The 24,841-nt window shown below is 59.5% G+C and carries 27 protein-coding genes; 18 read left to right on the top strand and 9 right to left on the bottom strand.

Annotation, left to right across the window (positions count from 1 at the left end):
* Positions 1 to 17 precede the first annotated feature (17 nt).
* A complete protein-coding gene (locus ABJP42_RS00900; RefSeq protein ID WP_348337992.1) occupies positions 18 to 356 on the bottom strand; it encodes a P-II family nitrogen regulator in 339 nt (112 codons plus the stop codon).
* A 279-nt stretch (positions 357 to 635) separates the two neighbouring features.
* Between ABJP42_RS00900 and ABJP42_RS00895 the strand changes: the two genes are divergently transcribed.
* Positions 636 to 2,903, top strand: a complete 2,268-nt coding sequence (locus ABJP42_RS00895) for a transglycosylase domain-containing protein (RefSeq protein ID WP_348337991.1) — start codon at positions 636 to 638, stop codon at positions 2,901 to 2,903.
* Positions 2,904 to 2,993: 90 nt separating this feature from the next.
* Here the strand turns inward: ABJP42_RS00895 and ABJP42_RS00890 are convergent, their stop codons facing one another.
* Together ABJP42_RS00890 and ABJP42_RS00885 are read right to left on the bottom strand one after the other, a co-directional pair.
* Positions 2,994 to 3,584, bottom strand: a complete 591-nt coding sequence (locus tag ABJP42_RS00890) for an MlaC/ttg2D family ABC transporter substrate-binding protein (protein WP_348338039.1) — start codon at positions 3,582 to 3,584, stop codon at positions 2,994 to 2,996.
* Positions 3,585 to 3,587: 3 nt separating this feature from the next.
* Positions 3,588 to 4,349 (bottom strand): MlaA family lipoprotein, encoded by a 762-nt coding sequence (locus tag ABJP42_RS00885; RefSeq protein WP_348337990.1) that lies wholly within the window; start codon positions 4,347 to 4,349, stop codon positions 3,588 to 3,590.
* 194 nt (positions 4,350 to 4,543) lie between these two features.
* Here ABJP42_RS00885 and ABJP42_RS00880 point away from each other — a divergent pair, with 194 nt between their 5' ends.
* From ABJP42_RS00880 to ABJP42_RS00855, 6 genes are all read left to right on the top strand, one after another.
* The gene (locus ABJP42_RS00880) at positions 4,544 to 6,289 is read left to right on the top strand and encodes a type I secretion system permease/ATPase (RefSeq protein WP_348337989.1); all 1,746 of its coding nucleotides are present in this window, start codon (positions 4,544 to 4,546) and stop codon (positions 6,287 to 6,289) included.
* Positions 6,286 to 7,590, top strand: a complete 1,305-nt coding sequence (locus ABJP42_RS00875; RefSeq protein WP_348337988.1) for an HlyD family type I secretion periplasmic adaptor subunit — start codon at positions 6,286 to 6,288, stop codon at positions 7,588 to 7,590. Before ABJP42_RS00880 ends, ABJP42_RS00875 begins: the two co-directional genes overlap by 4 nt.
* Positions 7,591 to 7,688: 98 nt before the next feature.
* The gene (locus ABJP42_RS00870; protein ID WP_348337987.1) at positions 7,689 to 8,147 is read left to right on the top strand and encodes a RidA family protein; all 459 of its coding nucleotides are present in this window, start codon (positions 7,689 to 7,691) and stop codon (positions 8,145 to 8,147) included.
* Positions 8,144 to 8,917 carry a glycerophosphodiester phosphodiesterase family protein gene (locus tag ABJP42_RS00865; protein WP_348337986.1) on the top strand — a complete coding sequence of 258 codons (774 nt, stop codon included), beginning with the start codon at positions 8,144 to 8,146 and terminating at the stop codon, positions 8,915 to 8,917. The genes ABJP42_RS00870 and ABJP42_RS00865 overlap by 4 nt, the downstream gene beginning before the upstream one ends.
* A gap of 45 nt (positions 8,918 to 8,962) precedes the next feature.
* Positions 8,963 to 10,174 carry a GNAT family N-acetyltransferase gene (locus tag ABJP42_RS00860; RefSeq protein WP_348337985.1) on the top strand — a complete coding sequence of 404 codons (1,212 nt, stop codon included), beginning with the start codon at positions 8,963 to 8,965 and terminating at the stop codon, positions 10,172 to 10,174.
* Positions 10,171 to 10,464, top strand: coding sequence for a 4a-hydroxytetrahydrobiopterin dehydratase (locus tag ABJP42_RS00855; RefSeq protein ID WP_348337984.1), 294 nt, complete (start codon positions 10,171 to 10,173; stop codon positions 10,462 to 10,464). The genes ABJP42_RS00860 and ABJP42_RS00855 overlap by 4 nt, the downstream gene beginning before the upstream one ends.
* Before the next feature lie 42 nt (positions 10,465 to 10,506).
* On the opposite strand, the gene ABJP42_RS00850 is transcribed toward ABJP42_RS00855, so the two are convergent.
* The gene (locus ABJP42_RS00850) at positions 10,507 to 10,995 is read right to left on the bottom strand and encodes a peroxiredoxin (protein ID WP_348337983.1); all 489 of its coding nucleotides are present in this window, start codon (positions 10,993 to 10,995) and stop codon (positions 10,507 to 10,509) included.
* Between the two features lie 99 nt (positions 10,996 to 11,094).
* Between ABJP42_RS00850 and ABJP42_RS00845 the strand changes: the two genes are divergently transcribed.
* The 3 genes from ABJP42_RS00845 to ABJP42_RS00835 all read left to right on the top strand — a co-directional run bounded on the left by ABJP42_RS00845 (position 11,095) and on the right by ABJP42_RS00835 (position 13,627).
* Positions 11,095 to 12,306: an NAD(P)/FAD-dependent oxidoreductase gene (locus tag ABJP42_RS00845; protein WP_348337982.1), complete on the top strand. Its 1,212-nt coding sequence runs from the start codon at positions 11,095 to 11,097 to the stop codon at positions 12,304 to 12,306.
* Positions 12,303 to 12,863, top strand: a complete 561-nt coding sequence (rsmD, locus tag ABJP42_RS00840; protein WP_348337981.1) for a 16S rRNA (guanine(966)-N(2))-methyltransferase RsmD — start codon at positions 12,303 to 12,305, stop codon at positions 12,861 to 12,863. The genes ABJP42_RS00845 and rsmD overlap by 4 nt, the downstream gene beginning before the upstream one ends.
* A 101-nt stretch (positions 12,864 to 12,964) precedes the next feature.
* Positions 12,965 to 13,627, top strand: coding sequence for an HAD family hydrolase (locus ABJP42_RS00835; RefSeq protein WP_348337980.1), 663 nt, complete (start codon positions 12,965 to 12,967; stop codon positions 13,625 to 13,627).
* A 77-nt stretch (positions 13,628 to 13,704) separates the two neighbouring features.
* On the opposite strand, the gene map is transcribed toward ABJP42_RS00835, so the two are convergent.
* Together map and sfsA are read right to left on the bottom strand one after the other, a co-directional pair.
* Positions 13,705 to 14,574 (bottom strand): type I methionyl aminopeptidase, encoded by an 870-nt coding sequence (map, locus tag ABJP42_RS00830; protein WP_348337979.1) that lies wholly within the window; start codon positions 14,572 to 14,574, stop codon positions 13,705 to 13,707.
* Positions 14,575 to 14,744: 170 nt separating this feature from the next.
* Positions 14,745 to 15,446, bottom strand: coding sequence for a DNA/RNA nuclease SfsA (gene sfsA, locus ABJP42_RS00825; protein WP_348337978.1), 702 nt, complete (start codon positions 15,444 to 15,446; stop codon positions 14,745 to 14,747).
* A 192-nt stretch (positions 15,447 to 15,638) separates the two neighbouring features.
* Here sfsA and ABJP42_RS00820 point away from each other — a divergent pair, with 192 nt between their 5' ends.
* Genes ABJP42_RS00820 through ABJP42_RS00805 form a run of 4 tightly spaced genes read left to right on the top strand, consistent with a single transcriptional unit; the run spans position 15,639 to position 18,704 of the window.
* Positions 15,639 to 16,361, top strand: coding sequence for a competence/damage-inducible protein A (locus tag ABJP42_RS00820; protein WP_348337977.1), 723 nt, complete (start codon positions 15,639 to 15,641; stop codon positions 16,359 to 16,361).
* On the top strand, positions 16,358 to 17,113 hold the full coding sequence (locus ABJP42_RS00815) for a GNAT family N-acetyltransferase (RefSeq protein WP_348337976.1): 756 nt from the start codon (positions 16,358 to 16,360) through the stop codon (positions 17,111 to 17,113). The genes ABJP42_RS00820 and ABJP42_RS00815 overlap by 4 nt, the downstream gene beginning before the upstream one ends.
* A 5-nt stretch (positions 17,114 to 17,118) precedes the next feature.
* Complete coding sequence (locus tag ABJP42_RS00810; protein WP_348337975.1) at positions 17,119 to 17,691, top strand: peroxidase-related enzyme; 573 nt, start codon at positions 17,119 to 17,121, stop codon at positions 17,689 to 17,691.
* A complete protein-coding gene (locus tag ABJP42_RS00805; protein ID WP_348337974.1) occupies positions 17,688 to 18,704 on the top strand; it encodes an OmpA family protein in 1,017 nt (338 codons plus the stop codon). Before ABJP42_RS00810 ends, ABJP42_RS00805 begins: the two co-directional genes overlap by 4 nt.
* 95 nt (positions 18,705 to 18,799) lie before the next feature.
* Here ABJP42_RS00805 and ABJP42_RS00800 read toward each other — a convergent pair whose 3' ends face one another.
* Both ABJP42_RS00800 and ABJP42_RS00795 read right to left on the bottom strand, forming a co-directional pair.
* Positions 18,800 to 19,717, bottom strand: a complete 918-nt coding sequence (locus tag ABJP42_RS00800) for a LysR family transcriptional regulator (protein ID WP_348337973.1) — start codon at positions 19,715 to 19,717, stop codon at positions 18,800 to 18,802.
* 144 nt (positions 19,718 to 19,861) lie between these two features.
* Positions 19,862 to 20,779, bottom strand: coding sequence for an AEC family transporter (locus ABJP42_RS00795; protein ID WP_348337972.1), 918 nt, complete (start codon positions 20,777 to 20,779; stop codon positions 19,862 to 19,864).
* A gap of 201 nt (positions 20,780 to 20,980) precedes the next feature.
* On the opposite strand from ABJP42_RS00795, the gene ABJP42_RS00790 reads away from it, so the two are divergent.
* From ABJP42_RS00790 to ABJP42_RS00780, 3 genes are all read left to right on the top strand, one after another.
* Complete coding sequence (locus tag ABJP42_RS00790; protein WP_348337971.1) at positions 20,981 to 21,436, top strand: DUF4399 domain-containing protein; 456 nt, start codon at positions 20,981 to 20,983, stop codon at positions 21,434 to 21,436.
* Between the two features lie 158 nt (positions 21,437 to 21,594).
* Positions 21,595 to 21,939 carry an NIPSNAP family protein gene (locus tag ABJP42_RS00785; protein WP_348337970.1) on the top strand — a complete coding sequence of 115 codons (345 nt, stop codon included), beginning with the start codon at positions 21,595 to 21,597 and terminating at the stop codon, positions 21,937 to 21,939.
* Between the two features lie 11 nt (positions 21,940 to 21,950).
* Entirely contained in the window at positions 21,951 to 22,301 is a 351-nt protein-coding gene (locus ABJP42_RS00780; RefSeq protein ID WP_348337969.1) for an antibiotic biosynthesis monooxygenase family protein, read from the top strand.
* Between the two features lie 170 nt (positions 22,302 to 22,471).
* On the opposite strand, the gene ABJP42_RS00775 is transcribed toward ABJP42_RS00780, so the two are convergent.
* Positions 22,472 to 24,499: an FAD-dependent oxidoreductase gene (locus ABJP42_RS00775; RefSeq protein WP_348337968.1), complete on the bottom strand. Its 2,028-nt coding sequence runs from the start codon at positions 24,497 to 24,499 to the stop codon at positions 22,472 to 22,474.
* A gap of 168 nt (positions 24,500 to 24,667) precedes the next feature.
* Here ABJP42_RS00775 and ABJP42_RS00770 point away from each other — a divergent pair.
* Positions 24,668 to 24,841 (top strand): NUDIX domain-containing protein (locus ABJP42_RS00770; RefSeq protein WP_348338038.1); only part of this gene is annotated, 174 nt, incomplete at its 3' end.

The following is a 24,841-nucleotide window of genomic DNA, read 5'->3' as shown; positions in this document are numbered from 1 at the left end:
TCCTCCAAATGCGGCGCTTACAGCGCGTCCTGATTGGTTTCGCCGGTGCGCACCCGAAGGGCTTGCTCAACGTCGAGTACAAAGATCTTGCCGTCACCGATCTTGCCGGTGCGGGCGGTATTGGCGATGGTTTCAACCACCTGGTCGGCCAGGCTGGCGGAAACCACGATTTCCAGCTTCAGCTTGGGAACGAAATTCACTTCGTATTCTGCACCGCGGTAGATCTCGGTATGGCCAGCCTGGGCTCCAAAACCTTTGACTTCGGACACCATCAAGCCGGAGACGCCGATGCCTGTCAGTGCTTCGCGGACGTCCTCCAGTTTGAAGGGTTTGATGGCTGCGATGATCATTTTCATTTCGACATCCTCGTCTGGGGGGCACCTGTCACCAGGGGTCTGGCAAAGCACCCGCGTATTTGCTCCTGCAGAAAAACCAAGGCACCGAGTCGGGGAAACAGGCGGCGGGCTTTGCGGGTGCAGCACGCGGGATGAAGGCTAAAAAAGGAGCGAAAATTCGTTAACCTGCCCAAAGAATAGGCGGCCAAAGAAGGCAAATTCCCCTTAAACCGCCTCTCTACAAAGCAGGACGAAGAGGTTAGAGTAGGAAAAACGGGCAAACCGAGCAGGATTTTCGAGATGGCGCAGGGATCAGGGCGTAGGCCACTGGTGGCAGACAAACGCTATGCAAAGGGCGGGGCCAAAGGGCCTGCCCAACGTCGTGGTGCGAAACCAGCTTCCAAACGGTCCAGCAAATCCTCAGGCGGCTTCTTTGGCTGGTTTACCGGCAAGCCCAGGGCAAAGCCTAAACCGCAATCTAACCCCCAACGCAGGGCCCCTAAGCGGCGCAAACCCACCGGACCGCGCAGGCCGCGCGGTGTGATAGGCACACTACTGGCGCCGTTTCGCTGGCTGTTACGGCTCATCTGGGGCTTTTCCTGGCGGGTCGGAATGATTGTCGCCTCGTTGGTGGCCATGGCCGTCGGCTATCAGACCCTCAACCTGCCAGAGGTGACCACTTTGCTGGATGGCCGGGCGCATGGATCTGTTACTCTGCTGGATCGCGAGGGCACGGTCTTTGCCTGGCGCGGCGACCAGTTTGGCGGCGTTGTCACAGCTCAGACGGTCTCTCCCCATTTGAAAAACGCAATCGTCGCCACTGAAGACAAGAGGTTCTACCGTCACTTTGGTATCTCGCCGCGCGGTGTCGCCTCTGCGGTGCGCATCAATCTCAGCGAGGGCCGCGGGCCGCTGTCTGGTCACGGTGGCTCTACCATTACCCAACAGACGGCAAAATTGCTCTGTCTGGGGCGGGTCTATGACCCAAACGATTGGGAGAATGAGGCGGCCTATGAAAAGGATTGCCGACAGGGATCTTTGTGGCGCAAGGGCACCGAGGCGATCTATGCCTTGGCGCTGGAGGTCAAATTCACCAAGGACGAGATCCTCTCGATCTATATGAACCGGGCCTATATGGGCGGTGGCGCTCATGGGGCCGAGGCTGCAGCACAGCGTTACTTTGGCAAATCTGCCAACCAATTGAGCGCCGCCGAGGGCGCCATGCTGGCCGGGCTGTTGACCGCGCCCTCCTCGCTGGCGCCGACCAATAACCTGAAACGGTCGCAGGATCGCGCTGCCACGGTGCTGCGCCTGATGCATGAGCAAGGCTATCTGAGCGCGGCTGAGACCAAATCCGGCCAGGACAATCCGGCGCGGCTCAGCCCGGCGGCAGAGGCACGGGCTGGTGGTTATTTTGCCGATTGGATCATGGACGGGGTGCCCAGTTTCCTAGGGACACAGACCACCGAAGACGTGGTGATCCGCACCACCATGGACCAGCGGCTGCAAAAAGCCACCGAAGAGGCGATAAGTTTTGTTTTCGACAATAAGGTGCGGCCCGGCTCCAAGGCGCAGGCCGCCATTGTGGTGATGAGCGCCGATGGCGCGGTGCGTGCCATGGTGGGTGGTCGTCAGACCCGGGTGTCCGGGGTGTTCAACCGGGCCACTCAGGCCAAGCGGCAAACCGGTTCGGCCTTCAAACCCTTTGTCTATGCCACCGCGCTGGAGCTCGGCTATTCGCCGCTGGATATCCTCTTGGACACTGAGTACTGCCTGGACCTGCCGGGTTCTGGTGAATGGTGCCCAAAAAACTATACCCGAAAATACTACGGCGAGGTAACGCTGGCCCGAGCCCTGCGGGACTCTCTGAATGTGCCTGCGGTGAAACTCTCGGAGGCCGTGGGTCGCGATCTGGTGCGCCGCGTTGCCAGTGATTTCGGCATTGATAATGCCATGGCCGAAGGCCCAGCGCTGGCGCTGGGAGCCTCTGAAAGCACTCTGTTGGAAATGGCGGGGGCCTATGCCGGGATCCTGAACGGCGGGTCATCCGTGACACCCTATGGGGTCAGCGAGCTGCGTCTGGTGACGGACGATGAGGCCCTGATGGGGCGCAGTGGCGGCATGGGAGAGCGGGTGATCAGACCAGAGGCCGCGCAGCAATTGGTCTGGATGATGGAAAAGGTCATTGCCGAGGGCACGGGGCGACGCGCTCAAATCCCCGGCTGGCAGGCTGCCGGCAAATCCGGCACCACCCAGGCCGCCCGCGATGCCTGGTTCATCGGTTTTACCGCTGATTACGTGGCAGGTGTCTGGATGGGCTATGATGACAACACGCCGCTGAGCGGGGTGACCGGCGGTGGTTTGCCCGCCGAGATCTGGCACGAGGCCATGGTGCGGGTGCACGAAGGTCTTGCCCCCAAGCCCCTGCCGATGCTGGCGCCAGCTCCGATTGCGCCGCCTCCGGTGCAGCCAGCGCCGCAGCGCCGTCGCGACCGGATCCAGCCGGGCCGCGAGCTGGGTCGGGCAGTGGATGGGCTGCTGCGCGACATCTTTGGCCCCCGCAACTAGTTTCGCCGCAGGTAGGAGATCTAAAGCAAAAAGGCTCCCAAGCGGGAGCCTTTTGAGTTTTGCGATCGACGAGGGCGTCGTGCCCGGGCTTTAGCTTTGGCGCTTCAGATCGGCGATCATCGCGTCAATATCGCCTCTGTTGCTGTCCAGGATGGCACCAATCTCGGTGCGCTCGGTCAGCAGCAGGTTCACCCCTTCGATAAACATATTGAAGAACAGATCCTTGCCGGAGCGGTCAGAGACAAGGAAGGTCACTTCAAACGGAGCCTGGCCCTGTAGTTTGGCAATGGTGCTGACTTCGTACCATTTCTTCACCCGCTTGACGCTTTTGACCTCGAGCGTTCCGCCGATGAACTCACGGAAGCGCTTGCCATATTTACGAGAGATATAGCCCTGGAAGGCCTTGGAGAAGTTTCGTTTTTGCGCCTTGGTGGCGCGGCGGGCATCAACACCCAGCGCATAGGCGGCGATATACGAGGTATCGCTGTAGTTTTTGAAGATCCGTTCAAACTCGCGGAACATGGCGTTTTCGCCCTTGCCCGAGGCGATGACCTTGTTGATGTCGGAGACCAGGGCGTTGATCAGTTTGCTGGCGCCAGCTTCGTTCAGGGCCCAAAGGGGGGCAGCAGGAACAAGAGCGGCGCTGGCAGACAGACCAGCCAAAAAGCTACGGCGATGCATCATCTAAAATCCTTCGGTATCAAGTTCAAAGGGATCGATTTCACTGATTTCGGCAGTCTCACCCAGTTCAAAGCGGCGGTTTTGCAGATAGAGTAGCCGCGCCTGGGCATAGCTGTCAGCACTTTCATAGAGAATCGAATCCACAGTATCTGAATATCTGCCACGGTCGCCCATGCGGCGCACCACTTCTGCGTAGACACTGATATTATCGGCAGGATTATTCCGAGCGTAGCCCACCGGATTGGTGAAAAAGTCCACCAGAATGCCAGTGGCATCGCGGGCTGTCGACGGACCATAGAAGGGCAGCTCAACATAGGCGCCTTCGCCTACGCCCCAAACCGCCAGGGTTTCGCCAAAATCGGTATCGACTTCGGGCAGGCCAAGGTCAGAGGCCGGGTTGGCAAGACCAAGGAAGCCAATGGTGCTGTTCATGAGAAACCGACCCAGCGCCTGTCCGGCGACCTTGGGCCTGCCTTGCAGCAGCGCATTGACGGCCTGACCAGGCATCGACAGGTTTTCAGCAAAGTAGGAAAAACTGTTGACCATGGGGTCGGGAATGACTGCGACATAGCCCTTTGAAACCGGCCGGAAAGCAAAGCGGTCAACCGCCAGGTTCAGCTTGTGGATGCCGCGGTTGGCGTTCTCGTAGGGATCAAAGACTTCGCCTGCGGCCCGGGCTTCGGGGCTTTGCGTGGCGCAGCCCGCCGTTGACAAGGCTAAGGCCAATGCAGCAAAGAGAAAACGAGGTCTGGTGCAAATTCGCATTCGGGTTGTGGTCCAGTTAAAGTCGCTTTTCGAGAAACACGAGCATTCTATTTAGGGAAAAACCGTTGGCTTCCCAATTCTACGGCAATTTGTTTGCCCGATTGTGGCAGATTCGGAACAGTCTTTCTAAGGCAGGGTGTTGGCGAAGGGTCTAATGGGTCAAAGGCCGATTGAACAGGTAGAGCATAGGCAAGATGACAAATAAAACGTTCAAACCAGGTTACAATGAGTTGATCGCCTGCCGCCGCGAAAGTCGCGGGCTCTATTGGGCGGTTGGCATTTTTAGCGTTTTTGTGAACCTGTTGATGCTCACAGGCCCGCTTTATATGATGCAGGTCTACGACCGGGTGCTTGGCTCCGGGTCCGAGGCAACCCTTGTGGCGCTGTCGCTGTTGGTTCTGTTTCTTTATGGGATGATGGGGCTTTTGGACTATGTCCGGGGTCGGGTGTTGGCGCGAATCGGCGCACGGTTTCAGGCGCGGTTGGACAAGCGGGTGTTTGATGCTGCCGTGCGCCGCTCTGCGGTGGCGCAGGATCCGGTGGCGCAGACGGCCACGGGGGATCTCGAGGCAATCCAGCGATTGCTGTCTTCCCCTGTTTTGGGCGCAGCCTTTGATCTGCCCTGGACGCCATTCTTTCTCGCAGGAATTGCTCTGTTCCATCCCTGGCTGGGGCTGCTTGCCCTTGGTGGTGGCGCCCTCCTGGTGGTGATTGCCCTGCTCAATCAGGCTTTCAGCCGTGCGCCCTTGCAACAGGCTGCGGCCTCCTCTCATCGTGCCAATCTCTCCTCCGAGGAAATCCGCGGCGAAGCGGAGATGATCCAGTCTATGGGCATGCGCGGTGCCGCCTTTCAGCGCTGGCAGAAGATCCGCAAGGCGGCGCTAAAGGACAGCTTGGTCGCAAATGACACCGGGGGAGGGTTCACCACCCTGACCAAGACGCTCCGCCTGTTTTTGCAATCGGCGATGCTGGGACTTGGTGCCTATCTGGCGGTGAACGGAGAAGTCTCTCCGGGGGCAATGATTGCTGGGTCGGTGCTGATGGGCCGGGCACTTGCGCCGATCGAGCTGGGATTGGGACAATGGGCCATGGTGCAGCGCGCCATCAAAGGCTGGCATTCCCTGGCTGAATTGCTGACCAAGGTTCAGCCAGAGGCCGAGCGCACTGCCTTGCCGCAGCCCAAAGCCCGTGTCGAAGTGCAGGCCCTGGCGGTGGTGCCGCCCGGAGAAAGCCGGGCCCAGTTGCGCAATGTCAATTTCCGGGTGGAACCCGGCCAGGCGGTTGGGGTGATTGGTGCCTCTGGTTCTGGCAAATCCACACTCGCGAAGGCGCTGACCGGTGCTTGGCGTCCGGCTTCGGGCACCATCCGGCTGGATGGTGCGGCCCTGGATCAATATGACCCGAATGTCTTGGGGCGCCATTTTGGCTATCTACCCCAGCGGGTACAGTTGTTTGAGGGCACTATTGCTCAGAATATCGCCCGTCTGGCGGAAGAGCCGGATGCAGAGAAAGTGGTTGCTGCTGCCAAAAAGGCCGCCGCGCATGAGATGATCGTCGGCTTGCCGAATGGCTATGATACGCGGATCTCCGCCGGGGGAGGACGGCTGTCCGGCGGGCAGATGCAGCGCGTGGCCCTGGCACGGGCGCTTTATGACAATCCGGTGATTGTGATCCTGGATGAACCCAATTCCAACCTCGACAACGAGGGGTCCGTGGCTTTGAATCAGGCGATCAAGACCCTCAAGGCAGAGGGGCAATCGGTGCTGATCATGGCGCATCGCCCGGCCGCCATTCAGGAGTGTGAGATGTTGCTTGTCATTGATAAGGGCATACAAACCGCTTTTGGTCCCAAGGATAAGATCCTGCAGGAAATGGTGGCGAACCATCAGACCATTCGACAGGCCAGCAGTCAGGCCAGTGGACAGGGAGGCGTCAAATGAGCCCGGACACAGAATGGTCCGCCCGCCGCCCCCTGTGGATTGGCGCTATCAGCCTACTGATCCTGTTGGGGGGCTTTGGCACCTGGGCGGTGATGTCCTCGATTGCTGGGGCCATCGTGGCATCTGGCCGGATCGAAGTGGATCGCAACCGGCAGGTGGTGCAGCATCTGGATGGCGGTATCGTTGCCGAAATTCTGGTGGAGGAAGGCGACAGCGTTGCCAGTGGCGCGGTGCTGTTGCGTCTGGACGCCAAGGAACTGCGCTCGCAATTGGCCATTACCGAAGGTCAGTTGTTTGAAATGATGGCGCGGCGTGGACGGCTTGAGGCGGAGCGCGACAGCGCCGCTGAGATCCAGTTTGGTGACGAGCTGCTGGCTCTGGCCGCTGCCCGTCCTGCCGTGGCGGATCTGGTTGAAGGCCAGCGCCGCCTGTTTGCCGCCCGGGAAGAATCCATTGCCCGCGAGATTGAGCAGCTGGACAAGCGTAGCGCCCAGATCCAGGATCAGATCACCGGCGTAAAGGCGCAACAGGCCTCGATGGAGTTGCAGCTGGAGTTGATTGCCCAGGAGCTGAAAAACCAGACCACCCTGCTGGAGCGCGGGCTGGCCCAGGCAGGAACCGTCCTCAATCTGCGCCGTACCGAAGCCGATCTGAGCGGTCGCCTTGGCGAGCTGATCTCTACCGAGGCCCAGGCGCTGGGGCGGATCACCGAGACCGAGATCGAGATCCTGAAACTGGGTTCTACCCGGCGCGAAGAGGCAATTTCTCAACTGCGTGATCTGCGCTACCAGGAGCTGGAGCTGGTCGAGAACCGGCGCACCCTGATGGAACGACTGGAGCGATTGGACATCACCGCGCCAGTCTCTGGCATTGTCTATGACATGCAGGTGCATACGCCACGTTCGGTCATTCGCGCCGCGGATCCGGTGCTCTATCTGGTGCCGCAGGATCGGCCCCTGGTGATTGCAGCCCAGGTCGCGCCCACTGATATTGATCAGATCTACGTCGGGCAGGATGTCACCCTGCGGTTTTCCGCCCTGGATCAGCGCAATACGCCGGATCTCTATGGCAAGGTCGTTCTGGTCTCGGCGGATGCCTTTGAGGACCAGCAAACCGGACTATCGCACTACCGGGCCGAGATCGAGCTGAACCCGGACGAAGCCCTGCGCCTGCCCGAAGGCACGGTGCTGATCCCCGGTATGCCAGTGGAAAGCTATATCCGCACGCAGGATCGATCCCCCATGGCCTACCTGATCAAACCCTTGGCGGACTATTTTGTCAAAGCCTTCCGCGAGGATTGATCCGGGGCGCCAAAGGCTGCGCTGCGCTTTTGCTCTTTTCGCCGCCCCCCATCGGCGCTAGCGTCGCGGCGAAACATCGGCGTTGAAGGAGCGTGACAATGAGCATCGAAGCAAAGCTGAAAGACCTGGGCGTCACCCTGCCAGAGGCGCCTGCGCCTGCGGCGAACTATGTGCCTTTTGTTGTGGCCGGGGACATGGTCTATGTCTCGGGACAGATTTCATCCGATGAAAACGGTCTGATCACCGGCACCCTGGGCGCTGACTTGGATGTCGAGGCTGGGCAGACCGCCGCCAAACGTTGCGCAATTGCGCTGCTGGCGCAGCTCAAAGCTGCCTGTGAGGGGGATCTTGAACGCCTGGTCCGGGTGGTCAAACTGGGGGCCTTTGTCAATTCCACTGCTGAGTTTACCCAGCAGCCGCAGGTGGTGAACGGGGCTTCGGATTTCCTTGTCGCCGCACTTGGGGATGCGGGGCGTCACGCGCGCTCGGCGGTGAGCGCGCCTTCGCTGCCGCTGGGGGTTGCGGTTGAGATCGACGCGGTATTCCAGATCAAATGATCCCAAAACTCCCTGCTGAATTCCTGTCCTTGCCGGTGGCCCACCGGGCGCTCCATGATGTGACGGACGGACGGCCTGAAAACAGTCGCGCGGCCATCCGCGCGGCGATCCAGGCGGGCTATGCGATCGAAATTGATCTGCAACGCTCAAGCGATGGCTGTCCAATGGTGTTTCACGATTACATGCTGGACCGCCTCGCCGAGGCGCGCGGTGGGATCATGGCACGCAGTCAGGCAGAACTGGCTAAAACTCCGCTGATTGGTGGCGATGGCGAGGGCATCCCAACCCTCTGCGAGGTGCTGGATCTTGTTGCAGGCCAGGTGCCGCTGCTGATCGAGATCAAGGACCAGGACGGCAATCTCGGCCCCAATGTGGGGCCATTGGAGGAAGCCACGGCAAAGGCCTTGCAGAGCTATGCCGGGCCGGTGGCTCTGATGTCGTTCAATCCCCATGCCACGGCAGCCCTGGCGCAATACGCGCCTGATATTGCACGGGGTCTGGTGACAAGCGCCTATGACCCCACCGATTGGATCCCGGTTCCCAAAGCCACCTGCGAGCGGCTGCGTGATATCCCTGATTTTGACGCCAGCCAGTCCAGCTTTATCAGTCACGAGGTCGGTGATCTGTCCCGTAAACGGGTGCAGGACCTGCGCAGCGCCGGGGTTCCCATCCTGTGCTGGACGGTGACATCCGCTGAGATGGAGCAAGAGGCGCGCCAATGGGTCGATAATGTGACCTTTGAACAATATCTTTCACCGCTGGCGGGTTGATCATGACGCCATGCTGCTCAAATAGTGTCAGGGCAGGGAGTGCAGATGGATCAGAAACCGGTTGAAATTCGTGTGCTTGGCAGCCTGTCGCAGATTGATGCCCAGGACTGGGACGCCTGTGCCTGTCCCGAAAACGCGACAGTGCAACGGACAGTCCTGCCATCTGGGCAGCGCCCGATTGATCCTTTTACCACTTATCGCTTTCTCAGCGCGCTAGAACAAAGCGGATCTGTGGGGCCAGGCACCGGTTGGCAACCGCAGTATCTGACGGCCTATCTGGACGGCACCCTGATTGCCTGCGCGCCGCTCTATGCCAAATCGCACAGTCAGGGCGAATACATCTTTGATCACAATTGGGCCCATGCCTATGAGCAGGCAGGCGGGCGCTACTATCCCAAATTTCAGGTGGCGGTACCCTTTACTCCTGCCACCGGGCGACGCCTGCTGGTCAGACCGGGCTATGAGCGGATAGGTCAGTCGGCGCTGGTGCAGGGGGCGGTGCAGCTGGCCTCGGACAATCAGGTTTCTTCGCTTCACCTGACTTTTTGCACCCCAGAGGAAGCAGAGATCGGCACTGAGATGGGGCTGATGCCCCGCGTTAGTCAGCAATTCCATTGGCTCAACGCGGGCTATGCTCAGTTTGATGACTTCCTGGCAGCGCTCTCCTCGCGCAAACGCAAGAATATCCGCAAGGAACGCACCCAGGCGCAGGGGTTCGGCGGCGAGATCCGCAGCTACACCGGCGATCAGATCCGGCCCGAGCATTGGGATGCTTTTTGGGCCTTTTATCAGGACACCGGATCGCGCAAATGGGGCACGCCCTATCTGACGCGAGAGTTTTTCTCGATCCTGCACGAGACCATGGCCCAGGATGTGCATCTGATCCTGGCAGAGCGTGACGGCTACCCGGTTGCGGGGGCCTTGAACTTCATCGGGCGGAATACGCTTTTTGGCCGTTATTGGGGCTGTCTGGAACACCATCCCTGCCTGCATTTTGAAATGTGCTACTATCAGGCGATTGATTTTGCCATTGCCCATCAGCTGGCGCGAGTCGAGGCCGGTGCCCAGGGCGAACATAAGCTGGCGCGTGGCTATCTGCCGGTGGAGACTCATAGTCTGCACTGGATTGGTGATCCGGGGTTTGCCGATGCGGTTGGCCGCTATCTGGAGGCAGAGCGCGCAGCCGTGGCCGAGGAGGTCGAAGTGCTAACCAGCTATGGCCCCTTTCGCAAAGCAGAAGTGGAGGAACAGGAATGACCGAGAAACTTTCAGAAGCGACCCGCGGCCCGCTGCTGGATCCCCTTTTTCAAAGCGGCTGGCAGATGGTCGAGGGGCGAGACGCGCTCACCAAGACCTTTGCTTTTGACAGTTTTGTCGAGGCTTTTGGCTGGATGACCCGCGCCGCGATCTGGGCGGAGAAGTGGACCCACCACCCGGAGTGGAGCAATACCTACAACCGGGTGACCGTGGTGCTGACCACCCATGATGTGGAGGGACTGTCGGCGCAGGACGCCAAATTGGCGCGCAAAATGGACAGCCTGGCCTAAAGGTCAGGACTGCACGGCAAAAACCATGCAACCCCGTCTGTTCTAGCTCATCGAGGCGAGCAGGCCTTCGCCGGCAGAGAGTTCGCACTGGCCGGGGTTCTCTTCCATGTTGAGCTGGGTAACGACACCGTCCTCAACCAGCATTGCATAGCGCAGCGACCGGCCGATCAGCCCAGCGGGTGGCGCGTCAAAGCGCATTCCGATGGCATCGGTAAAGGCGCTCTCGGCATCGGCGAGCATGGAAATTCCGGCAGCTGTGGCGCCGGTGGCTTCGCCCCAGGCCTGCATCACAAAAGGATCATTGGCTGAGATGCAGATGATCTCATCGACGCCTTTGGCGGCAAACTGATCCTTGGTGCGGATAAAGCTGGGCACATGGGCGGAATGGCAGGTGGGGGTAAAGGCGCCTGGCACGGCAAAAATGGCGACCTTGCGCCCCTTTACCTTCGCGGCCATCTGCACCGGTTCGGGGCCTTCGGCGCCCATTTGGGTGAGCGTGGCGTCAGGCAGTTTCTCTCCAGCAGAAATCATTGCGCGTTTCCTCTGTTGTGGTGATTGCGTTTTGGTTCTTGGCCCCTATAGGGTCACCGCAACAGGAGACCAGAACATGCGCGGGAGGCAAGGGGCGAAATGAGTCACATCGTCGTGATCGGAGCAGGGCAGGCGGGAGCGTCATTGGTGGCGAAACTGCGCAAGGATGGCTTTGACGGGGAGATCACCCTGATTGGAGCTGAAAAATCCCTGCCTTACCAACGTCCGCCGCTCTCCAAGGCCTATCTGTTGGGCGATATGGAGCTGGAGCGCCTGTTCCTGCGCCCTGAGAGTTTTTACGCTGACAACAACATTACCCTGCGTCTTGGTGCGCGGGTGACGGCGATTGATCCAACTGCCAAGGCCGTGAGCATCGGCGATGAGGTGATCGCCTATGATCAGTTGGCGCTTACCACGGGCTCTGATCCGCGTCATCTGCCTGCCGCCATTGGTGGGGATCTGGCTGGCGTTTTTGTAGTTCGCAGCCTGGGGGATGTCGACGCCATGGCACCGCATGTGAGTGAGGGCAAACGCGCACTGATTGTTGGCGGTGGCTATATCGGGCTGGAGGCGGCAGCGGTCTGCGCCAAGCGCGGCGTTGACGTGACCCTGGTGGAAATGGGCGACCGCATCCTGCAACGGGTCGCGGCAACCGAGACCTCGGATTATTTCCGTGCCCTGCATGGCGATCATGGTGTGACCATTCTGGAAGGCACCGGGCTGGACCGGTTGGAAGGCGCGGCAGGCCAGGTGACCCGCGCGGTTCTAGGCGATGGATCAACTCTTGAGGTGGATTTTGTCGTGGTGGGGGTTGGCATCACCCCCGGCACGCAGCTGGCCGAACTGGCCGGGCTGGAGCTGGAGAATGGCATCAAGACCGATGCCCAGGGGCGCACCTCTGATCCCACGATCTGGTCAGCAGGGGATTGTGCGTCCTTCCCCTACAAAGGCGGGCGCATCCGGTTGGAAAGCGTGCCCAATGCCATCGATCAGGCCGAGGTGGTGGCGCAGAACATGATGGGCGCGGGTAAAGATTATGTGGCCACGCCCTGGTTCTGGTCAGATCAGTATGACGTAAAGCTGCAGATTGCTGGGCTCAACAGTGGTTTTGACAATGTGGTCACCCGCGCCGGTGAAGGGCGCAGCACTTCGTTCTGGTATTACAAGGGCGATCAGCTGGTGGCAGTCGACGCGATGAACGATCCGCGCGCCTATATGGTTGGCAAGCGGTTGATCGACATGGGGAAAACCGCTGATAAATCGGTTGTTGCGGATCCAGCGGCAGACCTGAAGCCGCTGCTCAAAGCGTGAGGATCATCGCCGGAGATTTCCGTGGCCGTGCCTTGGCGGCCCTGGGCAAGGGGGATGCGGGCGCCCATCTGCGCCCCACCACCGACCGGGTGCGCGAAAGTCTGTTCAATGTGCTGGCGCATCAGGTTGATTTTGACGGCATGCGGGTGCTGGATCTCTTTGCCGGCACCGGTGCACTGGGGCTCGAGGCGCTGTCGCGCGGCGCTGAAAGCGTCACCTTTGTGGATGATGGGCGGGTGTCGCAGGGGCTGATTGCCAAGAACATCGAGATCTGTCACGCGAGCGATGCCGCGACCCTGTTGCGGCGCAATGCGCTCAAGCTCGGCGAAAACCCGGATGCGCCGTTTGATGTGGTGTTCATGGATCCTCCCTATGGCAAATCCTTGGGGGAAAAGGCTTTGGCAATGGCACAAGCGGGTGGCTGGATTGCCGAGGATGCCTTGATCATCTGGGAAGAAAACGCGCCGATGTCTGCGCCCGCAGGCTACGCGCTGCGCGATGCCCGCAAATATGGTGACAGCCATATCACCCTGTTGTTGCGTATGGCTTCAGAGTGAAACAGGTCCGGTGCGAGCCGGGCGGTTTTGTGCTGGCGCGGGTTTGCATCACTTCGGTAACCGGGTCAGAGTGAACAGGATTTGCCACAGGACTTTGCGAAATGCCGACAACCTTTCCAACGCCAGAGCTGATTATCTTTGATTGCGACGGAGTCCTGGTCGATAGCGAGCGGGTGTCCAATCTGGCGCTGGTCGACAATCTGGCGCGCCATGGGCTGGAGCTGACCCTGGAGCGGTCAATGGAACTGTTTGTCGGCGGCACCATGACTGGGGTGATGCAAAAGGCAGTTACCCTGGGCGCGGATCTGCATGATGGCTGGGTCGATGAAATCTATGCCGAGAGCTATGCGGCGCTGGAGGCGGGTGTTGATCTGATGCCCGGCGTGGCGGATCTGCTGGTGCTACTGGACGCCGAACAAATTCCCACCTGCGTTGCTTCCAATGGCAGCGAAGGCAAGATGCGCATCACCCTGGGGCAAAACGGGCTCTGGGAGCGGTTTCACCCCAGTGCGATGTTTTCGGCTCATTCCCTGGGGGTGTCCAAGCCAGAGCCCGGGTTATTTCTGGCCGCCGCCAGCCATTTTGGCATCCAGGCCCGTGACTGTCTGGTGATCGAAGACAGTGCCACAGGTGCCACGGCAGCGGCGCGGGCTGGTATGCGTTGCCTGGGTTTTGCGCCCGAAGGCGATGGCCAGAAACTGGTGGCGGAGGGCGCAGAGGTTTTTGCACAGATGCCGCAGGTGCCTGCGCTGATCGGGCTGTAATCAAGGCGGATGCTGCTAAAACAAAGCCCCAGCTTTGCAGCCGGTGCTTTTGCTTTTACGGGTGCCAAACTGGCTGACTAACCTAAGGTTGGGAAAAACACCCCAGCGGGCGATAGGGTGAAAATATCACTACCGTCTGAGGTGACGCCGATGGAGTGTTCGAACTGAGCGGTCAGGGATTTGTCGCGAGTAACCGCTGTCCACTCGTCCTTCAGAATTTCGGATTCGGGACGGCCCAGGTTGATCATCGGTTCAATGGTGAAAAACATGCCCTCTTCGAGCTTGGGACCCGTGCCAGGCTTGCCATAGTGCAGCACATTGGGCGGCGCGTGAAACACCAGCCCCAGCCCGTGACCGCAGAAGTCACGTACCACGCTCATGCGTTGGCTTTCGGCGTAGGATTGGATGGCATGGCCAATGTCACCAAAGGTATTGCCGGGCTTTACCGTTTCGATGCCCTTCATAAGGCTGTCGTGGGTGACCTGGATCAGGCGCTCAGCCTTGCGTGACAGCTTGCCTGCGACAAACATCCGCGAGGTATCACCGAACCAGCCGTCCACGATTACCGTCACATCGATGTTGAGGATATCGCCGTTTTTGAGGGAATCATCTGAGCGTCGTTTCTCCAAATTCTTCGAAATGGTTTCCCCGCCGTGTAGAGGAATAGGTGCACCAGGAATCCCGTGACAGACGACATTGTTCACCGAGATGCAGCTGGCGTGCTGATAGCCCTTGTAGCCGATGGTGGCCGATTTGGCCCCGGCCTCATCAACCATATTGGTGATCAGGCGATCGATTTCACCGGTGGTCTGTCCGGGAAAGACATGCGGCGCGATGTCGTCAAGGATCTGCGCGGCCAGTTTCCCCGCCACATGCATGCCGGCAAAATCACCGTCCTGGTAAATGCGAATGCCGTCTTTGGTGGTGCGGCCGTCTTTCGATCTCATCAAGCTGGGCTCCGTAGGCTTGTCACTTGCAAGGCTATGTAAGCGGATTTGGTTAAAAGAACCAGAGGCAGTGCCGTAAAACCATTGGCAGTGCCGCTCCTGTCGGTCAGCTTGCTGGAGGCCTGTGCAAAAGCAAAGGGGCGCGAGGACGCGCGGGGTAGCAGCCGTGATCAGGCTGCGGGAAGAGCCCGACCGATAGTGATTTCCTGCGGTGAGATGCGGGTGTCGTAGATCAGCCGCTCCACACCTGCTTTTTGGGCCAGTTCAAATGCAGCCGCATAGACCGGGTCGATATCCGCAGCGAGCGAGAAACGCGCACAATCCGTGCGCTGCACCAGATAGAGCATCACGGCCCTATGGCCCTCGGCGATCATATTTGCCAGCTCGTTCAGGTGTTTGGTGCCACGCGCGGTGACGCTGTCGGGAAATTCTGCCAATCCGGGCTGACGTGAAAGCGTCACGCTTTTGACCTCGACATAGCAATTGGGCAGCCCCTCCTGGGTGAGCAGAAAATCAATCCGGCTTTTCTCGCCGTATTTCACCTCTGGCTGCACGGTTTGGTAGGCGGCAAGTTCAGGGATTTCACCCTCTATCAAGGCAGCCTTGAGGGCGCGGTTTGGCACTGAGGTATCCACCCCGGTGAAATGGCCGTTTTCATGGTCCACCAGCCGCCAGCCGAATTTCAGCTTTTTCTTGGGATCATCATTGGGCTCCAGCCAGACCGTCATGCCGGCCTCTGCCAGCCCCATCATCGAACCGGGATTGGCACAATGGGCGGTGATCTCGCGGCCATCTTCGAGGCGGCAATCGGCGAGAAAGCGTTTGTAGCGTCGGATCAGGGTGGCGCGGATCAGGGGCGTTGGAAATTCCATGACCTTTGGGTAGCGCAGCCAGTGGTGAAGTCAATCTCACGGACCAGAAAAGCGCAAAGTTATTGGAGGAGGCTGCCCGTCAGAAAATTTGCCTGTCGGGATACCTGAGACGGGATGCCCGCTTGCCCTTAATGCAGGAGCAGCTATCTTGCAGCCAAGCTCGCGCTTTGAGCCGCAAACAGGAGAGAAAAGATGCCCAACCCAAGTGCCGCGATGTTGGTCATCGGTGATGAGATCCTGTCCGGGCGCACCCGTGATACCAATACGCATTTCATCGCCGGAGAGCTGACCAAACAGGGTATCGACCTCAAGGAAGTGCGGGTGGTGAACGATGATGAAGCAGGCATTGTCGCTGCCGTGCAGGCGCTTAGCGCCGGGTATGACCATGTCTTTACCAGCGGCGGTATTGGTCCGACCCATGATGACATCACCGCTGATTGCATTGCCAAGGCCTTTGAAGCGCATCTGGATGTGCGTGACGATGCCCGTGCGATTCTGGCCGCCCATTACGAAAGCTCGGGTCAGGAGTTGAACGAGGCCCGCCTGCGCATGGCCCGCATTCCTGACGGAGCGGCGCTGATCGACAATCCGGTCTCTTCGGCGCCGGGCTTCACCCTGGGCAACGTGCATGTGATGGCCGGGGTGCCAACGGTGTTTCAGGCCATGGTGGCCAGTGTTTTGCCCGGGCTGACCGGTGGCGAGCCCCTGTTGTCGCAAAGCCTGCGTCTGATGCGCGGCGAGGGCGATATTGCTGCCTTCCTGTCGGATCTTGCGGCCCGGTATGAGGATCTGTCGATTGGCTGCTACCCCTTCCAGCACAATGGCGCCTATGGGGCCAATGTGGTGATCCGGGGTCATGATGGGGCCGGGGTGGATGCAGCGATGCGCGAGCTGGCACAGGAGATGGGGCTGTGAATACAAAAACCACCCAGGCGAATTCCAAGTATACCGATCCCAAGTATTATGAGGTGGTGGAGGCGACCTGGCCAGCGGTGGCAAAACGCAACCTTGGCCCGGTCTCCCTGCGCGAAGGGCAGGGCGCCGGCAGTCGGGTATCGGCCGCCAGCGTCACAGGTGCCGCCACCGAGGCTGAGATCGAGGCGGCCGAAGCCGCAATGCGCGCCATGGGGCAGGACTGCCTGTTCATGATCTATGACGGGCAAGATGCGCTGGACAACCAGCTTGCCGCGCGCGGCTATCAAGTGAAAGATCCGGTCAACCTGTGGCTCTGCCCGATTGAAACCTTGATGGATGTGGAGATCCCTCGCGTCACCACCTTTGCCCTGTGGTCACCGCTGGAAATTCAACGTGAGATCTGGATCGCAGGCGGCATCGGAACCGAACGCCAGGCGGTAATGGAACGGGTCTCAGTCCCCAAGGCGGCCCTGCTGGGGCGCTATGATGACAAACCCGCCGGGGCGGGTTTTGTTGCGGTGCATGACGGCACAGCCATGGTACATGCTTTGGAAATCCTGCCGCATCAACGCCGCCATGGCATGGGCGCCTGGATGATGCGCCAGGCTGCCTTTTGGGCGGCTGAGAATGGCGCCCGCGAGATGGCGGTGCTCTGCACCAAGGAAAACGCCGGTGCAAACGGGCTTTATGCTGCCTTGGGCATGCGTTGCAGCGGCGAATATCATTACCGGCATTTGCCTTCAGGAGATTAAATCACATGACCGATCAAACACCCCCAACCGCGCTCGACCTGCCGCCGCTGGACCCGCTGCCTGCAGGCATGCAGAAGTATTTCGATGTTTGCCAGGACAAGCTGGGCATGGTGCCCAATGTGCTGCGCGCACATTCTTTTGATGAGAACAAGCTCAACACTTTTAGCGCGCTCTATAATGAGCTGATGCTGGGCGAGAGCGCCCTGAGTAAGCTGGAGCGTGAAATGATCGCGGTTGTGGTCTCGGCGGTGAACAGCTGCTTTTATTGCCTCGCGGCCCACGGCGCTGCGGTGCGTGCCCTGTCTGGCGATCCAAAACTGGGTGAGATGCTGGTGATGAACTACCGGGTGGCACCGCTGGATGCCCGCCAACGCGCAATGTTGGATTTTGCCGTCAAGATCACCAAGGCCAGCGCCGAAGTGGAAGAAGCGGATCGTGAAGTGCTGCGTAAAGTTGGGTTCAGCGATCGTGACATATGGGACATCGCCAATGTCACTGGGTTTTACAATATGTCCAACCGCGTTGCCTCGGCCACCGGCATGGTGCCAAACGACGACTATCACGCGCAGTCCAGATGATGCATCGGCTCGCCACCCTGGGGCTGGGCTTCTGTCTCAGCCTGCCGCTGTCTCCTGCTTTGGCCCAGTCCGAGGTTGCGACAGCACAGGGCAACGCAGGTTTGCAGATGCCTGCGGGAACAACGCTGCGCTCCAGGCGTGAAACCGCGTTGGGCACCTATGCTCTGCCGGTGGGCCCTTATAGCAAGGCGGGGATACCCCAACAGCTGCAAGAGGGGCATATTTTACGCCGCACCTGGCAGCTCCAGGGGGATGCCACTGTTTTGCAGGTGGTGAATGTGCTGCGCGCCCAGTTGCTGGAACAGGGCTATGAGATCCTGTTCCAATGTGAATCGCGCCAATGTGGCGGCTTTGATTTCCGCTTTGGCATCGAGGTGGTCCCGGCGCCCGATATGGTGGTGAGCCTGTCAGATTATCACTTCCTAGCCGCTGCCGGGCCTGTCGCGGCCATACCCGGGACTGACGCAGATGCGGAGCGCCCGCAGGTCTCAGTGTTGGTGTCGCGCAGTGGCACGACCAATTACATCCAAGTGATCGAGGTTTCGCCGCCCCAGACCTCGCCGCTTGCGATTATCGAAGCGGAATCCAAAGAACCCGAGCCGGTCGCAGTTGCGCCTGAAACGCCGGATCATGGCGATTTTGCCGAGTTAGTGCTGGGCCAAGGTCATGCGGTGTTGGATGGCGTGATGTTCAACACTGGCGCTGCCACGTTGGGTGAAGGTGCGACCCCGGGCTTGGAGCAGCTGGCTTCATTCTTGGCGGCAGAGCCAACCGCGAAGATCTTGATCGTGGGCCACACCGACAGCGTCGGCAGTCTTGTCAAAAATCAGGCTCTGTCTCTGGAGCGGGCAACGGTGGTTAAGCAGAGGCTGGTTGAGGGTTTTGCGATCGACGCGGCCCGCGTCGAGGTCGCTGGGGCTGGATTTATCGCGCCAATCGCCAGCAATCTAACCGCCGAGGGTCGAGATAAAAACCGCCGGGTCGAGGTGGTTCTGATTTCGAAAGAGCCCTGAGGGTGCTTTGCGGCCCCTTGTTAAAGGGTTGTGCTAAAGATGCAAAAAACCACCCCCCGTTTTGAGGGGTGGTTCCCATAACTTTCAATCGCAGCCTAGGCTGATTGTCGCCAGTCCATGGAATCTTTGCCGGCAAAGGAATGCGCTAGGAAATCGATAAAGGCGCGCACCTTGGGCTGGGTGAATTTGCCCGGAGGATAGACCGCATAGATGCCCTGGGTCTCCATCGGCAGGTTCGGCATGACGTCTTCGACCAGGCCTTCTTCCATGGCTTCAGAATAGAGATAGCTGGGCAGGTAGGCGATGCCGAGGCCGGAAATCGCAGCGTTGAGCAGGGACTGCCCGTCATTCACCGACAGCCAGCCGGTGGTCCGCACCTGGCGCTTTTCACCCGAGGGTGCCGTGATCTTCCAGACATTGCCGCTGGACTGGTTGGAATAATGCAGCAGCTTGTGAGTGTTCAGATCATCGATTTTTTGCGGACGACCAAACTGCTCCAGATAGCTGGGTGAGGCGATCATCCGCTTGGTGGTCTCGGTAAGCTTGCGTGCCTTGAGCGAGCTGTCCTCCAACTCCCCAATGCGCAGGGCCATGTCAAACCCTTCAGAGATCAGCTCAACATAGCGGTTATTCAGCACCATATTGACGGTGATATCCGGGAAATCACGCAGGAAGTCAGACAGCACTGGCGATAGGTGATTGACGCCAAAATCTGTCGCCACCGAGATCCGGAGCAGACCAGAGGGAGCCGATTGCATCGAAGAGACCAGAGCGTCGGCCTCGCCTGCATCATTCAGAACGCGGCGGGCGCGGTCATAATAGGCCAGACCAATTTCCGTTGGCGATACCCGCCGGGTGGTGCGGTTCAACAGCCGCGCGCCCAGTCGGGTTTCCAGGCTGGAAACATGTTTTGATACAGCGGACTTTGAAATCCCCATCTTCTTTGCCGCATCTGTGAACCCGCCTTGGTCCACGACATTGGCAAAGGCCTCCATTTCGGTCAGTCGATCCATCAACAGGTCCTCGGTTTGCGTCTCGTTGACCTTGGTTTGGCGTTGAAATCGGGCAAGAACGGGGCGCTGGTGGGATAATTACGGGGTTTTGCGTGAATCGTTCCTGTGGTGGAAACGGTGCTACAATGGCGGTGTTTTTGGCCTTTAGTTGAGGAAAACCAGCTTTGTAGTCAGGATCCACAGCGGCAAAGTCAGCGCTGCGAGCAAAGTAGACTGGGCGATCAGGGTTGCCACCAGCTGGCGATCAGCACCAAACCCCGAGGCTAGGACATGCGCCGCCGAAGCAGTCGGCAGCGCCGCAAACAACACATAGACAGCGGCCAGAGGGGCGCTTTGCTGCAGCAGCAGGCAAAGGCCAAAGACCGCTGCGGGCACCAGGATCAGACGCACCAGGCAAAGATAGCCGTTGAAGCGATCCATCCGAGCGAGGGCGCGCCAGTTCATTGTGGCCCCGATGGATAAGAGCGCGATGGGAATGGCCGCCTTGGCCAGCATCTCTGCCGGGGCCAGCAGAGGGGCGGGGATCTTGTATCCTGACAGCCCAACCATTACGCCAGCAACCGAAGCGATCAGAAACGGATTGGTCAGGACTTTTTTGACCGTGGCCCAGAGTGACAGGCTGCCGCCACGTGACAGGGCAGTGACCGCCAGAATATTGGCCACGGGAACCGCCATGCCCACAGCAATCGCCATGGATCCCACCAGACCAGGGTCCAGAGCTGGGATCGCCACAAAGGCAATGGCGGTGTTGAACCGCCAGCTGGTCTGCCAGGCGCCGGCAAAGTCCAGAAAACGATCCGGGCCCAGGCGGCGGCCCAAATACCCCAGCCCTAGCGCCAACCCCATGATGCCCCAGACTGCTGGGCCAATGCGCAGGATCTCGATGGGTGCAATCGGGCGGCCACAGGCGGCAAAGAACAGCAGCGCCGGAAACAGCACTTCAAAGTTCAGCCTGTCCAGTCCCTGCCAGGCCTCGGGGGTGAGCCGATTGCGGACCAGCCCGCCGATAGCGACCATGAGAAAACTTGGGGTGAGCCCCAAAAGGATTGTCGCAAAGATCATGTCGGCCTCAGAATGTCTCTTACTTTTGCACCCTGATGCCTGGCTCGTAGCTGGGCAAGCAGATTGCGCAATTCGCCAGGCCTTCATCCCAAAGATGACGTGCTTTTCGCAGCATGGACCGTGCTCGACTGTCTCGGCTTTGTTTTTGGAGCCAATCGGCTAAGCTGCCCTGGTGAATTTTGTATATTGGGAGGAATAACTATGAATCGTTTGAAAACCCTTGGCGCTGTTATCTGCGCTGCTACTTGCCTTGCGACGCCGCTTTGGGCGGGCGGAGAGACGACCTCTAATCCGGAGGCCAGGGTCTATATCGTCAATCTAACGGATGGCGCTGAGGTGACATCGCCGGTCAAGGTGGTCTTTGGCCTCTCGGGCATGGGCGTAGCGCCAGCGGGAACCGAAAAAGAAAACACCGGCCATCATCATCTGCTTATTGACCGCCCTCCGCTTGGACAGGGCGAAGACGGTGCGGATGAATTGTCCTATGGCATCCCGGCGGATGAGCATCACATGCATTTTGGTGGTGGCCAGACTGAAGCCACGGTGGAGCTGAGCCCTGTCACTCATACGCTGCAGTTGGTGATGGGGGATATGGGGCATGTGCCGCATAGTACGCCGATTGTGTCTGAGGTGATCACCATTACGGTTACGGAATAACCCCTGCGACTGCTCCGCATTTTGGGCGCTTCAGGGGCCTTGGTGCGGAGCATCTGATCACAAATCAACACCCAGGGGGTGGGAGGCTTCGACCCGCACCGAAGTGTTTGGCCAGCAGAAGGCGCTATGAGCAGGGACCAAAACAGAAGGACCCAAAGATGCTCACCTGTATTATTCGTTATCAGATCGATCCGACCAAAACAGATGCCTTTTGGCAATATGCCCGCACCTGGGGAGAGGCCATTCCGCGCAATGGTGCTGATCTGATCGGCTATTATGCGCCGCATGAAGGATCCGCGACCCAGGCCTACGGGATCTACAATATCCCCAGCCTTGCTGCCTATGAGAGCTATCGCACCAGACTGGCCGAAGACCCATTGGGGCGGGAGAACTACGCCTTTGCCCAGCAGGAGAAGTTTATTCTGCGAGAAGAGCGTAGTTTTTTGAAACTGGCTTCGGGATCGCAGAGCGCGGTACAGGGGCTGGAACATGGGTCGAAATAGGAGAGTGCAGGGTGATTGCCGTTATTTTTGAAGTTGAAATCGCTGAGGGGCAAAAACAGGCCTATCTTGATGTCGCAGCTGAACTGAAGCCGCTGTTGCAAGAGGTGGAAGGGTTTATCTCGGTGGAGCGGTTCCAAAGCCTTAGCTCTCCGAACAAGCTGCTCTCCCTGTCCTTTTTCCGTGATGAACAGGCGGTCCAACGCTGGCGTCAGCTGACGGAACACCGTGCGGCGCAGGGCAAGGGACGGGCGGGTATCTTTGCCAACTACCGTCTCAAAGTGGCGGGGGTTTTGCGTGACTATGGCATGCAGGACCGTGCAGAGGCCCCAGCGGATAGTCGATCGATCACTGATCGCAATTGAATGAAAGGGGGGGGCTCCCGCCCGTCGTTGGCTTTTGACAAAGCCGTCTCCCGTTGGGGGTAGCGCCGCGCTGATGCGCGGCGCTACCCCCAAGGTCGCACGGAAGCTGGCCTGGCGGAGCCAGGAGAGCTGCGAGCGCGGGAGAGCTTGCTTTTGGCTTTTGGGGTAGCCTAGAGCCCCGCTGCCAGACGGGTGCCCTGGTTGATGGCGCGTTTGGCGTCCAGTTCTGCGGCGACATCGGCGCCACCGATCACATGGCACGAGACGCCTTTGGCCTCCAGTGCATCCGCAAGGCTACGATCTGACACCTGGCCCGCACAGAGGACAAATGTATCTGCCGCAATCACCGTGGGGTTTTCCCGCGCCTCGCCAAAGCTCACATGCAGGCCGTCGTCGTCGATGCGTTCGTAGTTCACGCCACCAACAAAATTCACACCCTTCATCTTGAGCGTTGCCCGATGGATCCAGCCGGTGGTCTTGCCCAGCCCCTTGCCATGGGCCTGCTTCTTACGCTGCAACAGCGTCACTTCGCGGGCGGGAGCCTCGGGCTGTGGTCCTTCGGGAGCGAGGCCAGCGCGATGTTCTGCCGGGTCGGTGACACCCCATTCCTTCATCCAGAGCGGCAGGTTCTCAGTGGGGCTTTTGCCTTCGTGCAACAGGTATTCGCTAACGTCAAAGCCAATGCCGCCGGCGCCAATCACCGCCACGGATTTGCCGACTGGCTTTTTGTGGCGCAATACGTCGATATAGCTGAGCACCTCCTCCCGGTCCTGACCGGGGATGCCGGGGTCACGCGGCACCACGCCGGTGGCGATGATCACCTCATCGTAGCCTGTGAGATCCTCGGCGGAGACTTCGCGACCCAGCTCCAGGGTGATCCCCGCTTCTGCGACCATGGTGCGATACCAATCGACAAAGCCCCAGAACTCTTCCTTGCCGGGAACCTGTTTGGCCATATTTAGCTGGCCGCCGATCTCATCGGCCTTGTCAAAAACAGTGACCCTGTGGCCGCGCTCTGCTGCCGCCAGTGCGGTCGACAACCCGGCAGGGCCTGCGCCGACCACTGCCACGGATTTCGCTAAATCGGCCTTGCCAAGAACCAGCTCGGTCTCGTGGCAGGCCATGGGGTTGACCAGGCAGGAGGTCAGCTTGCCGCTAAAGGTATGGTCCAGGCAGGCCTGGTTGCAGCCAATACAAGGTGCGATCTGGGCGCCCTTGCCCGCCTTTGCCTTGGCCACAAAATGCGCATCCGCCAGCATTGGCCGGGCCATCGAGACCATATCGGCGCAGCCGGTGGCCAGCACCTCTTCGCCCACTTCGGGCGTGTTGATCCGGTTTGAGGTGATCACCGGGATCGAGACCTTGCCCATCAGTTTCTTGGTGACCCAGGCAAAGGCGGCGCGGGGAACAGAAGTGGCGATTGTTGGGATACGGGCCTCGTGCCAGCCAATCCCGGTGTTGATGATGGTGGCCCCGGCTTTCTCAATCTCTTGCGCCAGCTGCACCACCTCATCATGGGTGGAGCCATTGGGCACCAGGTCGATCATCGACAGGCGGTAGATGATGATGAAATCGGTGCCAACGGCCTCGCGGGTGCGGCGTACCACCTCAATCGGCAGACGCATGCGGTTTTCATAAGAGCCGCCCCAGCGATCCTCGCGTTTGTTGGTATGGGTGACCAGGAATTGATTGAGGAAATATCCCTCGGAGCCCATGATCTCTACCCCGTCATAGCCTGCCTTTTGCGCCAGCGCCGCGGCATTGACGATATCGGCGATCTGTTTCTCGATGCCCGCTTCGTCCAGCTCATTCGGAGGGAAGGGAGAGATCGGCGATTTTACCGGGCTGGGGGCGACACATTTGGGCCCATAGGAATAGCGCCCAGCATGCAGGATCTGCATGGCGATCTTGCCACCGGCCTCATGCACCCGGTCGGTGACGATGCGGTGGCTGGCGACCTCTTCGTCATTGGTCATCATCGAGGCCCCGGGCAGGACCGAGCCTTCGAGGTTGGGGCCAATGCCGCCGGTAACCATGAGGCCAACATCGCCGCGGGCGCGCCCTGCATAGAATTCTGCCACCCGGTTCCAGTCTTTGGTTTCCTCCAGGCCGGTGTGCATCGAGCCCATCAGCACGCGGTTCTTCAGTGTGGTAAATCCAAGATCCAGCGGGGCCAGCAGATTTGGGTACGCAGTCATGATACTCTCCCTTGACGTTAACGTCACAATGGCCTGTCTGGCGGGGCCTTGTCACCGTGAAACGCGGCGTCACCCCCTTGCCTGCCCCGACGACACGAGGTCTAAGGGGCAAGCCAGAGTTAGCGCTGAGGTCCGACACCTAATTTATCAGCCCCAAAGGAGATCCAGATGACGCCTGAAGAGATCGCAAAACTGCCCTATCGGCCCAATGTGGGCGTGATGATGGTCAATGCCGAGAATCATGTCTTTGTGGCGCAACGTAAAGACCGCTATCAGGACGCCTGGCAGATGCCGCAAGGCGGGATTGACCGGGGTGAAGATGCGCGCGTTGCCGCCCTGCGG

Origin of the sequence: Pseudophaeobacter sp., assembly GCF_039971195.1 — a bacterium.
In the GTDB taxonomy this organism is placed as follows: domain Bacteria; phylum Pseudomonadota; class Alphaproteobacteria; order Rhodobacterales; family Rhodobacteraceae; genus Pseudophaeobacter.
This window is presented reverse-complemented; position numbering and strand designations above follow the sequence as displayed.